Source organism: Vibrio kyushuensis, assembly GCF_050337325.1.
Lineage (GTDB): Bacteria > Pseudomonadota > Gammaproteobacteria > Enterobacterales > Vibrionaceae > Vibrio > Vibrio kyushuensis.
Genome location: NZ_JAKJSV010000003.1, coordinates 580,193 through 593,873, shown reverse-complemented (window position 1 = coordinate 593,873; position 13,681 = coordinate 580,193). Strand labels below are relative to the sequence as shown.

The 13,681-nt window shown below is 42.0% G+C and carries 7 protein-coding genes; all 7 read left to right on the top strand.

The annotated features are described in order from the left end of the window. Positions 1 to 3: 3 nt before the first annotated feature. Entirely contained in the window at positions 4 to 5,037 is a 5,034-nt protein-coding gene (locus L4D20_RS09060) for a DUF6701 domain-containing protein (protein WP_428801241.1), read from the top strand. Between the two features lie 150 nt (positions 5,038 to 5,187). Next, positions 5,188 to 6,231, top strand: coding sequence for a rod shape-determining protein (locus tag L4D20_RS09055; protein ID WP_428801240.1), 1,044 nt, complete (start codon positions 5,188 to 5,190; stop codon positions 6,229 to 6,231). 94 nt (positions 6,232 to 6,325) lie between these two features. Beyond that, a complete protein-coding gene (gene mreC, locus L4D20_RS09050; protein WP_428801239.1) occupies positions 6,326 to 7,213 on the top strand; it encodes a rod shape-determining protein MreC in 888 nt (295 codons plus the stop codon). Beyond that, positions 7,203 to 7,691 (top strand): rod shape-determining protein MreD, encoded by a 489-nt coding sequence (mreD, locus tag L4D20_RS09045; protein WP_428801238.1) that lies wholly within the window; start codon positions 7,203 to 7,205, stop codon positions 7,689 to 7,691. Before mreC ends, mreD begins: the two co-directional genes overlap by 11 nt. Then, positions 7,691 to 8,299 (top strand): Maf family protein, encoded by a 609-nt coding sequence (locus tag L4D20_RS09040; RefSeq protein ID WP_428801237.1) that lies wholly within the window; start codon positions 7,691 to 7,693, stop codon positions 8,297 to 8,299. Before mreD ends, L4D20_RS09040 begins: the two co-directional genes overlap by 1 nt. 21 nt (positions 8,300 to 8,320) lie before the next feature. Then, on the top strand, positions 8,321 to 9,790 hold the full coding sequence (gene rng, locus L4D20_RS09035; protein WP_428801236.1) for a ribonuclease G: 1,470 nt from the start codon (positions 8,321 to 8,323) through the stop codon (positions 9,788 to 9,790). A gap of 10 nt (positions 9,791 to 9,800) precedes the next feature. Next, complete coding sequence (locus L4D20_RS09030; RefSeq protein ID WP_428801235.1) at positions 9,801 to 13,676, top strand: YhdP family protein; 3,876 nt, start codon at positions 9,801 to 9,803, stop codon at positions 13,674 to 13,676. The last annotated feature ends 5 nt before the right edge of the window (positions 13,677 to 13,681 follow it).

Here is a 13,681-nt window from a genome sequence, read left to right as displayed (position 1 = left end):
TTGATGCGTAAAATGATATTAGCAATTTGTTTACTCTTTCTAAGCTCAGCTGTATTTGCCAATATTTGCGTTGATGAAATTCGGCTAGATCAAAATTTTACTATTGAAGCAACCTATCACCGTGATGATGGGATAACTTCAACGCCATCAAGTGTTGATATAGATACTTTATATTTGTCACATGGGCATGACGTCGGTAAGCCAGATAAAAATCATACTATTGAACTTTGGTCTCAGGCTAGAAGTAGTGCTTTGTTTTATGAACCGTCAGCCAGTGATGTTAATGTCAATGATATTCGTATTGTTTTTCAATTCCTTGAACTTGATGATAAAGATGTAGAAGGTAACTTTTATTACTATCTAAGAGTAAACGGGGGAACTTGGGAGCTCAGAGATACAAAGATTAATGTTGATCTTGATATGGATGGGAAGGAGTCACAGGCATGGGTAGACGACCAAAGAGAAAAATTTAGCTTACCTGTTTGTATTCAAGATGGTGGTGAGATTCCTGACCCCGAATTCCCTGAGGTATGTCCTGTTGCTGATGTTGCAATTCAAGCTTGGGATCCTGCTAAATCTGAGCTTCATGTTAAAGGTAATAGCAATGAAGCATCAATTACTGGTACTTATAACTTCTCCGGACGTGTAGGGTTTTCTAAAGTTAAAGACAGTAATAAAAATAAGACATTATGTGACGGAGCTGAGTGTATCGCTGAGCCATCACTGCTTATATCTGAACCTCCCATTATTAACGTGTGGACTAATGGTCCTAAGTTAAAATACAAAGATGCCAATGATGACATCACAATCCCAGCTGGTGTGTATGAAGAGATAAAGCTAGAAAAAGGTACATATCGAATGTCGGGCGACTACTATATCGGAGATTTTGAAGTATCAAAGGAAGCGACTTTAATTTTAACGGGGAGAACTCGTTTCATTGTTGAAGATTTGGAATTTGAAGATAGTAATACTCATATTCAGGTCGATGGTAATTTAGCGTCGAATTTGATCATCTGGTCAGAAGATGAAGTCGAAATAAAACTTGATGCAGATAAGCCGCTGTATGCCTCAATATTTGCTCGGGAAAAGGTCAAGTTAAAAGGGAACACAGTTGTTTATGGCTCTGTGACTACCGATCATGCTGATATGGAAAATAATGCTCAGCTTATCTATCGCGAATCAGGGTGTGAGGACATTCCCATATATGTTGAAGATGCTCAATATGAGTTTGGCGTCGCTTCCTGCTCTGGAGGCAGTTGCTCAATACCGTTGACTAAAAATTATACGAATATTCCTGTGGCATTTGTTATGCCTACTATCTCTATATCTAACCCTGATAGTGATGCACCAGCTACAATCGTCGTCACTAGTGTCACTAAGAATGAGGTTACGATTGAGCAAGTAGTAGCACCAAATAATGGATCTGATCCTAGCTTAGTTTCACAACCTATGACTGAAATTAGCTACTTAGTGATAGAACCAGGTGTAGCAAACTTTAATGGACATGAAGTGATAGCTGGCTATTTAGATACGGATGCTAACAATTCTAAATCACATAATGGTCACGCTGAAAATGTCTATTTTTCTCAGTTTGGAAAACAAGGTTCATTTGACTCTCCCATTGTACTACATCAAATTCAAACCAGAAATAACGGTAATAAATGGATGACGTCGGGTAAAGTTAAAACAAATGATGATGACAATAGAGCAAGGCTTTTAATTGAGCTTTCTGCATCGAGAGACTCTGATCACACTTATATAGAAGAAAGAATCGCTTTTTTGGCCACCAACTCGGTTAATCATCTAGAGGTTAATAATTACGAAGTTCAATTTGCTCGAGGGTTTAATTCAATACGTCAGCAGGGAAATGAGCCTATGGTTGATGGTTGTACGGGAAAATTTGCAACAACTTCGGTCGATTTTGTTGATGGAATCATTGCAAATAAACAAGAGCGTCGAGGTGGCGATGGCGGTTGGGCTCGTCGTTGTCAGATCGTCAATGACAATGAGGTAAGTTTTGTTATAGATGAAGACTATCCTAATAGAACCCATTTAGAAGAAGAACTTGGCTATTTTGCATTTGAAAACTTAGATATTGATATCGACTTATGTACTTACTTTCCTGAACCGGCACAGAGTTGGAACAGTAATACTACTTTGAATATAACTAATCAAAAAGGCAGTGGTGCAAATTACCCCTATCATATCGGTGGTTGGTCTGAAGACTATATAGTTCGGAATTTAAATGGAGGTAGTTTACAGACAGGCTTTGATAATATGTTAGATAACTCAGAGGCAGATGGAACTTGTGATGTTGGCTCGTGTTCTGCTGGTGGAGAAAAAGCGTCAACTCCTTTCAATATATCCCCTAATTTTAATGACAAAACTACTTTTGAGCTTACCGACGGTAATTATCAATCTACATGTGATTCGAATAGTGAGTACTGCAGCTATACGGAATCAGCTTCAGAAGTCAGGTTCTCTATATTGAAATCCATGGGCGATCTAACCGTAAATAATTACGGCGCAAAAACATTTGTAATTGAATTTGAAAATATATCTGGAGACTACGGGCTAGAAATAGAACGATATCACGCTGGGGGAAAAGTAAATACGATATTTAAGTCCAATAGTGTTGTAACTTTTAGAACATTTTTGCTTAATGATGGGTCCTTAATATTTGGTGCGGAAAGCGGGGTGACTATAAATATTGTAGAGAGTTGGTCTGCCGAAGTTGAGGTGGACTTTAATGACATCGATGATTCCAATGATTTGATAATGTATGGCCCACAAGCAGCAATAACCTTTAAAAATGTAAAGAGTGATTTTACTGGATTTATGCTAGCGAATGCTGTGAGTTTTGAAAATCCAATAACAGTCTTCGGTGGAGTCACAACTAACTATCTAACAATGAAAGGTGATTCGACAATCGTTGGTCAGGGTGTCTGTTTAAGTCCACCTCCTTCATCCACTTATAGCATTGTAATTACTCCAAGTCTTGATATTGCTCTCACCTGTGATGACATCCCACTTACCGCTACGGTTTACAAGGACGACGCTGTACACACTTCTTACAGTGGTGATATTACCTTGTCTGTTAATGGCTCAAATATAGAAACTAAAGCAGCTACCTCTGGTATTGCAGAGTTTGATTTAACTTACGAGCAAGTCAGCAATGTATCGGCCAAAGTTACTACAACAATTGATAGTACTGCCTATGATGACAGCGGTAGCTACGAGTTCGTTCCTTATCTATATGAGCTGACAAGTAATCCTCTTCAAGTTATTGCCGGAAAGCCACAATCTTTTGAAATTCGCCCTATGGAGTGTAGCTCTAACGGAAGCCCAATCAGTTCTTCCGATTACGAAGGCGTTAAAACACTGGAGTTATCTACTGTAAGTTATGATGCTCCAAGCTCGCCAGCTAATAGCGCTGTGATATCTCTCCTCAATAGCAGTGGTTCTTGGATTGAAACTCCCGTCACGGGAACGACAAGTTTGAGCCTAGAGTTTAGCTCAGATAGCGGCGAGGTCGTTGCATCGTCTGAGTTGATTTATCCAGAATCAGGTAAAGTTTCTTATTCACTTTCTGGCGAGCAATGCATTGATGATGAAGATGGCAATCCCATCTGTAAAACATTTAGTGGTAGCCAAACGGTAGAGTCAATTCCATGGAAAATTGCTATTTGTAATGTAGAGCAAACTTTAGAAACCTCCAATAAGAACCCTTCTACAACAACTGGAACCCCCGGGTTTATGCCTTCAGGGGAGGCTTTTAACGCAACGTATATTCCAATTGTTCATGAAGATTATATGGGAGGTTCAAGTGACGATTGTTCATTTACTATTACAGAGAACTACGCGGTAGATAATGGACCACTGAATCTAGACTTTACAGTGAACTACCCGACTGGTGGTACTGTAACTCAAGGAGAGCTTACACCTGCAACAATCCCTTCTTTTTCTGATATTAGTTCTACGCTAACGCTAGAGCATACATGGGATGAAGTAGGTACAATTGATCTAACTACGAGTGCAAATTATCTTGGGCGAGATGTGGATGATTTTGTTTTAGGTGTGGGTCGTTTTTATCCGGCGTTCTTTCAAGTGAGTGATACTCGTTGGAATTACCCTGGTTCTCTATCCCATGTTTATATGGGGCAACCGTTTGATGGATTAGATTTTGATGTAGAGGCCTTAAACAGCAATAACGGTGCAGTACAAAACTACCCTCTATTTGCTACTGGACTGAAAGCTAAGTTTAACCTATTTGAAGACAGTTCTTTTGGTTCACGCTTTGTCTCCCCTGCATTTGGCGATGGAAGTTGGGCCGTGAATAATAGTCGTTCTATTGGAACTTTTAATAATACAGCTGCGAACGATTGCTCAGATAGTATCTGTTGGAATAAGCAAGACAACGTTGATCCTGATGGTCCGTTCAACGCAGCTGAAGATATAGAAGATTCGAATATCATTCTTGATGGTACTTTATCTGTTATAAATACTGATCCTATTGCTTATACCACTAATGGTGAGATCTTAACGGATCAGCCAGATATCCGTTTTGGACGTATCAATTTAAAAGACGTTGGTGGCAATCAAGATACGAACATTTCAGTCCCATTAACCGTCGAATATTGGAACGGTAGTCGATTTATAACCAATACGGATGATAGTAATACTTCGTTTGATGGTGATGATTATTGTCAGCAAGTCATTTGGTCCGACTTATCGGGTAATGCGAGTTTGTCAGAAGATGGTACTGTTTCATTAGGTGAATCACGCTCTCTACTTGCTACGCAATCTACTTCAACTCGTGAGCAAATTAGATTTTGGCTAACCCTTCATAATACAGATGGAACAAATAGTGAAAGTGACAGTTGTGGTGGTAGTGATAATGGATTGCCATGGTTGCGTTACAACTGGGATGGAGAGGGTGACGATGAAGAAGATCCATCAACCGTCGTAACATTTGGAATTCATCGTGGTAACGATCGAGTCATTTATCGAGGTGAAACGGGTTTAACAGGTCAGTAATTATCATGATTTCATGCGTTAAGTAAGGAAACTGTTAGAAATAGCGGATTTTGGTCCATGTTTATACTTCAATGCCTTGCCGATGTGGCAAGGCATTGGTACATTTAGTGCAATTTTTATCTTCTAATTCTTGCAGGACGAACGAAGAATATGTTTAAAAAACTTCGTGGCATGTTTTCTAACGACCTATCCATCGATTTAGGTACAGCCAACACTCTTATATATGTAAAAGGACAAGGGATCGTTCTAGACGAGCCTTCTGTTGTTGCTATCCGTCAAGACCGCGCACGCTCAGGAAAAAGTGTTGCAGCAGTCGGTCATGCCGCAAAGCAAATGCTAGGTCGTACGCCTGGTAATATTTCAGCGATTCGCCCAATGAAAGATGGTGTTATTGCTGACTTCTACGTAACTGAAAAAATGTTACAGCACTTCATTAAGCAAGTTCACGACAACAGTGTGCTTAAACCAAGCCCTCGTGTTTTGGTTTGCGTACCTTGTGGTTCGACTCAAGTTGAGCGCCGTGCAATTCGTGAATCGGCACTCGGTGCTGGTGCGCGTGAAGTGTATTTAATTGATGAGCCGATGGCTGCTGCAATTGGTGCAGGTCTTCGTGTTTCTGAGCCAACAGGTTCAATGGTTGTTGATATCGGTGGTGGTACAACAGAAGTTGCTGTTATCTCACTAAATGGTGTTGTTTACTCTTCATCTGTACGTATTGGTGGTGACCGTTTCGATGAAGCGATCATTAACTACGTTCGTCGCAATTACGGCAGCTTAATTGGTGAAGCAACGGCTGAGAAAATCAAACATGAGATCGGTTCTGCTTATCCTGGTGATGAAGTGGAAGAGATCGAAGTTCGTGGTCGCAACCTTGCTGAAGGTGTGCCTCGTAGCTTTAGCCTAAACTCAAACGAGATTTTAGAAGCACTACAAGAGCCTCTAACGGGTATCGTTTCAGCAGTAATGGTTGCACTAGAACAGTGTCCACCAGAGCTTGCTTCTGATATTTCAGAAAACGGTATGGTATTAACAGGTGGTGGTGCACTACTTAAAGATATCGACCGATTGTTGACTGAAGAAACAGGGATCCCTGTTGTTGTTGCTGAAAACCCATTGACTTGTGTTGCTCTTGGTGGCGGTAAAGCTCTAGAGATGATCGACATGCACGGTGGCGATCTATTTAGCGAAGAGTAATAAGATTATTCGACCTTAGCGTGTCTATCTTCGAAAAAATTGCGTTGATATACAGGGTTAAGGTCAATAAAGCGAAAATTAGGATCTCTATATCATGAAGCCGATTTTTGGCAGAGGGCCTTCACTTCAATTTCGCCTATTTTTAGCGGTTACTTTATCAGCCAGCCTTATGCTGGCTGATAGTCGTTTAGGTGCATTTTCAAGCGTCCGATATTTTTTAAATAGTTTAGTAGCTCCGATTCAGTATGCGGCGGATATGCCACGCCTTATGTTTGATGGTTTTTACGATAACTTCAATACGCGCACTAAGCTGCTTGATTCAAGCAGAGTACTCAAGCGTGAAGTTCTCAAACTTAAAAGCGACTTACTGCTACTCGACCAATATAAAGAAGAAAATAATAGATTACGCAAACTTTTGGACTCTTCTTTCGTTCGAGATGAACGCAAAGTGGTCACAGAAGTAATGGCGGTAGATACCACGCCTTATCGTCGTCAAGTGGTGATTGATAAAGGCCGTATCGATGGTGTTTACGTTGGTCAGCCAGTCACCAATGAACATGGCATTGTTGGTCAGGTGACGTTTGTTGCTGCGCATAACAGCCGTGTTTTACTGTTAACCGATAGTAACAGTGCTATTCCAGTTCAGGTAATACGTAACGATATTCGAGTCATTGCGTCTGGGTCTGGAGATATTGACCAAATTCAACTTGAACATATTCCGACCAGTACCGATATCTTAGAAGGTGACTTACTCGTCACTTCTGGCCTTGGTGGTGTTTATCCTGAAGGTTATCCAGTCGCGCATGTTTCCAGTGTCGATAGAGATACTCAACGTGAATTTGCTGCTATCAGTGCAGAGCTGGTAGTGGAGTTTGATCGCTTGAGATATTTACTGCTGATTTGGCCTAATGAGTCGAGAGTAGAAAAAGCGATGCAAGCCGAGCCTGAAGTTATGGAAGAGGAGAATAACAATGACCAATAGAGCACTCTCAAGTCGATTGGTGATTGTCACTTCATTTTTAATTGCTCTTATTTTACAAACTATTCCGTGGCCGGGCATGCTTGACCTTGTTAGGCCTGCATGGTTATTGCTAGTGATCTGTTATTGGGTATTAGCGTTGCCGCATCGTGTGAACGTGGGTACGGCATTAGTGCTAGGTTTGCTGTGGGATCTCTTATTAGGCTCCACACTTGGCATCCGAGGAATGATGCTATCCATTATCGTTTATATCGTTGCTATTAATTTCCTAGTATTAAGAAACATGGCGTTATGGCAGCAAGCGATCATTATTGCTCTATTATCTATAGGGCTTGAGGGACTGATATTTTTTGGTGAATTTTTAATTCAAGACATTACGTTTAATCCACTCTCACTTTGGAGTGGTTTGATAAACTGTATTTTATGGCCTTGGATGTTCCTTTTAATGCGTCGAGTGAGACGACATTGGCAAATAAAATAATGCAATCAACAACATTAGTCTTAGCGTCAGGCTCACCAAGGCGCAAAGAGTTACTCGCGCAGCTTGGTTATGAGTTTCAGGTTCTGGTGACCGACGTCGAAGAGTTTCGTTTAGCAAAGGAAACACCAGAGCAATATGTTAAGCGGCTCTCATTTGATAAGGCCAAAGCAGGGCTTTTTAGTTATGAGAAGCACTTAAGCGAGCAAAATAATATAGTTGAACTTGGCTCAGATAATATAGTGGTACTTGGCTCAGATACCATCGTTGTATGTGGTGATAATGTACTAGAAAAGCCAAACGACCTTGCTGAATCAAAAGCAATGTTAAAGCAGCTGTCTAATGGCTGCCACCAAGTTTTAACTGCTGTGACTGTTATATCGAATCAAAAGCATCACTCAGTCGTTGTATCGACGAATGTATGGTTTAAACCGTTGTCTGAAAATGAAATAGAACAATATTGGCAAACCGGTGAACCATGCGATAAAGCGGGAAGCTATGGCATTCAAGGGTTAGGCGGTCGATTTGTTACTCGAATCGAAGGTAGCTACTTTGCCGTAGTTGGATTACCGCTTTATGAAACCGACCAATTGCTGCGCGAATTTTTATAATTATAATTTTGAGGTGCGCTCATGAGTGCAGAGTTACTGTTAAATATCACGCCAAGTGAAACGCGTGTAGCAATGATTGAAGGTGGAATCCTACAAGAAATCCACATAGAACGTGAAGCCAAACGGGGCATTGTTGGTAATATCTATAAAGGTAAAGTAAGCCGAGTTCTACCCGGCATGCAAGCTGCGTTCATTGATATTGGCTTAGACAAAGCAGCCTTCCTACATGCTTCAGATATTGTTCCTCACACTGAGTGTGTGGCTGAAAATGAGAAGAAACAGTTCCAAGTTCGCGACATCTCAGAGCTTGTTCGTCAAGGGCAAGACATTGTTGTACAAGTGGTTAAAGATCCACTAGGCACGAAAGGTGCTCGCCTTACGACCGATATTACTTTGCCATCGCGTTATCTCGTGTTTATGCCGGGAGCAAGCCATGTGGGTGTGTCACAGCGTATTGAAAGTGAAAAAGAACGTAACCGATTAAAGAAAGTCGTTTCAGAATACTGTGATGAGCATGGTGGCTTTATTATCCGTACTGCCGCTGAAGGTGCTGATGAGAAAGAACTTTCTCAAGATGCCGCCTTTTTAAAACGTCTTTGGTCAAAGATTTCAGAGCGTCGAGCAAAGTACAAAACGCGCAGCACTCTTTATGGTGAGCTTGGTTTGGCGCAGCGAATCATTCGAGATTTTGTTGGTACTGAGCTTGATAACATCATGGTCGATTCTCGCCTTGAGTATGAAAACTTACTTGAGTTCACCAGTGAATATGTCCCTGAGTTAACCGATAAAGTCGAGTTGTACGAAGGCGATAAGCCAATTTTTGATATGTACGACACTGAAAATGAGATTCAACGATCGCTTGATCGAAAAGTTGAATTGAAATCAGGTGGCTACCTTATTATCGATCAAACAGAAGCGATGACGACCGTTGATATCAACACCGGCGCTTTTGTTGGGCGCAGAAATTTAGAAGAGACGATATTCAATACTAATATTGAAGCGACTCAAGCGATTGCTCGTCAACTGAGATTAAGAAATCTTGGCGGTATTATCATCATAGATTTCATCGATATGTTATCTGATGATCACCGTAAGCGAGTCGTTAACTCTCTTGAAGGTGCGTTGAGTAAAGACCGCGTTAAAACCAATATTAACGGTTTTACTCAGCTTGGCCTGATTGAAATGACGCGAAAACGTACTCGCGAAAGCATTGAGCATATATTATGTGCGAGCTGCCCAGCATGTGAAGGTCGCGGTAGCGTTAAAACGGTTGCGACAGTCTGTTTTGAAATTTTGCGTGAAATTACTCGTGTAAACAGAGCGTACGATGCCGATAAATTTGTAGTCTACGCTTCACCAGCCGTCGCAGAATCATTAGAAGATGATGAGTCTCATGCTATGGCGGAGCTAGAAGTCTTTATTGGTAAAGAGGTTCGGATTCAAGTAGAGCCTTTGTATGTTCAAGAGCAGTTTGATGTTGTTATGATGTAATGGGCTTTTTGTGAATTCAGCTTTAGTTCACCTTTTACGGTTTTTGCTCTTCTTGCTCCTCACCATACTTGTCTCATTGGCAATTTTGGTGACGAGCTTGCGTATTGCGTTGCCCAAATTAAATCACTTCCAAGATGAGATTCAGACCTGGGTCAGTACCAGTGCCGGAATTGAATTTAATATCGACAGTGTGAAGGGGTTTTGGCGCAATACTCACCCTTCTATTGCCCTTAAAGGCATGACCGCCGATCTTCCTGATAATTCCGATATTCACCTTTCAGCCCAGACGTTAGAAGTTGAATTCGATTTAATTCAGTCGTTACTTCAACTTCAACCTATTGTCACGGATCTAACTCTTGATGGGTTTAAGTTAGATATGCGGTCGGTTGATGTCTTTGAATCTGACCAAGAGCCTAGTGAGGATGTACCCGATCACGATAGCTCGTTAATATCTAAATTAGACAGACTTCTTCTACGTCAGCTTGATGACTTTTCAATGACCAATTCTCAGGTTACGTATCAGTCTGTAGATGGTGGTACTCGTCAACTTGATATCGAAAATCTGCGCTGGTTAAACCAAGGTAATTTGCATAAAGCAGAAGGGACCATCAGCATAGCAGACACATCGTTGAACTCATTGAAAGTGAGCGCTAACTTTCATGATTTTGGCTCATTGAGAGATGTTTCCGGTCAATTCTACGTTGAAGCTGAAAGCATATTAATTACGCCTTGGATTACCAGTAATTTACAACAACAAACAGGCATCGAAAAAGGGTTAGTTAGCTTTAGTAGTTGGTTAACGTTAGAACGCAGCCGTCCAATTGATGCCTATGTTGATATTAATCCATCAGAGCTTGTCTGGAGTGATAGTAAACAACACGTACTGATGCTGGAATCGGGTATTGTGAAGCTACTTCCAAGTGAGCAAGGTTGGGTAGTGAATGGTCACTCACTTAGATTAAGAACCGATGAGAGTGAATGGCCTGAGTTAGATATCGCCTTTGACTGGCAGCCAGATCAGTGGCGCTTAAATATGTCTCAACTTGATTTAGAGACACTACGTCCGTTGGTACGCTTAGTTCCTGATTTTGACGAGACAGTAAAGCTTATTGAAGAGTTTGACTTTACAGGCCAACTTGAAGATGTGCGAGTCTCGATGGGGGGTGAGATTGAATCTCTTCGATACTCAGCTGATCTTAACTATGCCGGAATGGCGCAGTGGGGATTGCTTCCTGAAGTTCATCACGCCTCTATTTCAGTATCGGGGAATACAGAGCAAGCGAAAGCATCGGTCTCCCTTATTGATGACATTTTGCCGTATGGTGACGTTTTCCAAGCGCCACTTAATATTAGACAAGGTCAGGTCGAAATTGTTTGGCAGAATAATTCAGACGGTTGGTCTCTGTGGGCAGATAAGGTCACCGCTGCAACGCCTGATTTGCAAGTGCTTGGTGCCTTTCGATTAGACTTCCCTGAGGGAAAAAGTCCGTTTCTCTCTTTTTATGCAGAAGCGGATCTCTATAACGCTAGCCAAACATGGCGATACTTACCGACGTTAGCGCTAGGCCAAAGCCTCACTGATTACTTATCTACAGCCATCCAAGCAGGTAAGGTCAGTACTTCAAAACTGCTGTGGTATGGCGAATTAGGTAACTTCCCTTACCATGATAATAACGGCATGTTCCAAGCGTTAGTTGGCTTAAGAGAAGCCAAGTTCAGCTTTGATACGGCGTGGCCACCAATCACCGATCTACAGCTTGATTTGTTGTTTGAAAACGATGCGATGCATCTAGATTCTCGTGACGCAACCTTAATGGATGTTGAAGGTAAACGCATTACTGGCCGAATCCCTGAACTTGCTGGTAACGGGCATATTGAAATTGAAGCAACTGCTGTTGGCCAAGGTAATGCGGTTCGAGATTATATGACATCTTCACCCTTGGTTGATTCTGTGGGTGCTGCGCTGACCGCTATTCAAATTGACGGTGAAGTAGCCTCTGAATTCCAGCTCTATATACCATTTCATGATGGCGAAGAAGCGAGAGCTTGGGGCTATGCTGATTTAGTCGATAATCACGTAGAGATTGATGCGCCGCCTATGACGCTTGAAAAAGTGTCGGGTCGAATTGAATTTGATAATGATGTGGTCAAAGCCGCCGGTTTATCCGCAGATCTTTTAAAGCAACCAATATCGCTCGATTTCTCAGGTGAAAACTCAGGGTCTGGTTACGCTGTTGGTATCGACTTGTTAGGTGATTGGGATATCAAGCCATTAACACCTTATATCGGTGATCGTTGGACGCAAGACCTATCAGGTCATGCGCCTTGGCAGTCAGACATCAATATTCAGCTTAATGATGTTGGGTTTACTTATCAGGTTGATCTTACGGCTGATATGAAAATGATCCAAAGCGATTACCCATATCCACTGAAGAAACCACTGAAAACTAAAGGTGAGGCTCGATTACAAGCTTCGGGTAACCAAGAGTCAATCAGTGCACGTCTATTATTGCCAAGAGCGAAATACCAAGCTGAAATAGATATTAGACCAGAGACGCCCGTGATCACGGCAACCAATTTAGTGGTTGGCAATGGCAGCTTTAAAATCAGCCCTGTTGTTGGTCATCATGCTCAGATCCGAACCAGTAAGTTCAATCTAGATAAATGGCTTGAGATTTCAAACCGGCCAGTACCAGAGCAGAAAGCGGTACTCGACGAGCTTAACACCCCGACGATCCCAATGCCCCAGCGTGTCAATATTGATGTGGCAGATCTGACGCTAGCAGGCATTGAATGGCACGATGTAGACTTTTCCGCGCGTAGAAAGACCCTCGGCTGGTACTTTGATCTTGAAAGCCAAGAGGTCAGCGGGGAAGCGAGTTACATCGAACCTTATGATCTTGCCGTATCGCTAGACCGGCTACACATTTATGTTCCTGCGTTAGATGAAATGGATGAAGACGCTTCGCTATTAACGGTTGATTCGAAACCGACTGAGCTAATTTCAAGCTTTGATCGCGCTTTTCATCAGTCGATGCCAAACTTAACGTTAGCGATCGATGATTTTTGGTTGCAAGGTTACAAGGTCGGTAAGGTGAATGTTGACCTTGTCAGGCAAGGCGACAAGCTAGAGTGGAAGGATATTTCTATTACTAGTGGCTCAAATAGCGTCACGATCAATGGCGCATGGACGTTGACTGGAGATAAAAGCTTCACCGAATACAATATGGAACTGAGTGGTGAAAACAACAGTGACCTGATGGAGCGATTTGGTATTAGCTCTGGTATTCAGCGTGCCCCTTTTGATCTTTCCGCTCAGATGAAGTGGGATGGTGCACCTTGGTCAATGCAAGTGAATACCTTGGAAGGCAAAGTTAACAGTAAGCTTGGTAAAGGCATCGTTTCAGATGTCAGTGGTGCGGCTCGTTTATTGGGTCTATTTAGCTTAGATTCAATCATTCGTAAGATGCAGCTCGACTTTACCGACGTATTTGACAAGGGAATGGCGTTTAACTCTATTAAAGGGACAGGCGAGGTGCGTGATGGCATCTTCGTAACCAATGATATTCAGATGGACGCGGTTGCTGGAGAGATGAACATCAAAGGGATGGCGAATCTCAATGATAGAACAGTTGATGCAGAAGTGAATTTTGTTCCTGACATTACCTCTGGGATCCCTGTTTTAACAGCCTTTGCTGTTACACCACAAACAGCCATCTACGTATTGGCTATTACGACGGTGATTGCCCCCGTCGTAGAGGTGTTTACTCAGGTCAATTATGAAGTTAAAGGACCACTAGACTCACCAAGTGTGAATGAATTATCTAGAAGTAAAGGTGAGTTTAAGCTGCCTGAGAAGCTTATCGAAGAGGCACAAGCGGAGTAGAACAC

Bases quoted from the DNA above. Each gene is read 5' to 3' on its own strand.
- L4D20_RS09060 (WP_428801241.1), top strand. From the start codon at position 4: ATGCGTAAAATGATATTAGCAATTTGTTTACTCTTTCTAAGCTCAGCT.
- L4D20_RS09055 (WP_428801240.1), top strand. From the start codon at position 5,188: ATGTTTAAAAAACTTCGTGGCATGTTTTCTAACGACCTATCCATCGAT.
- mreC (WP_428801239.1), top strand. From the start codon at position 6,326: ATGAAGCCGATTTTTGGCAGAGGGCCTTCACTTCAATTTCGCCTATTT.
- mreD (WP_428801238.1), top strand. From the start codon at position 7,203: ATGACCAATAGAGCACTCTCAAGTCGATTGGTGATTGTCACTTCATTT.
- L4D20_RS09040 (WP_428801237.1), top strand. From the start codon at position 7,691: ATGCAATCAACAACATTAGTCTTAGCGTCAGGCTCACCAAGGCGCAAA.
- rng (WP_428801236.1), top strand. From the start codon at position 8,321: ATGAGTGCAGAGTTACTGTTAAATATCACGCCAAGTGAAACGCGTGTA.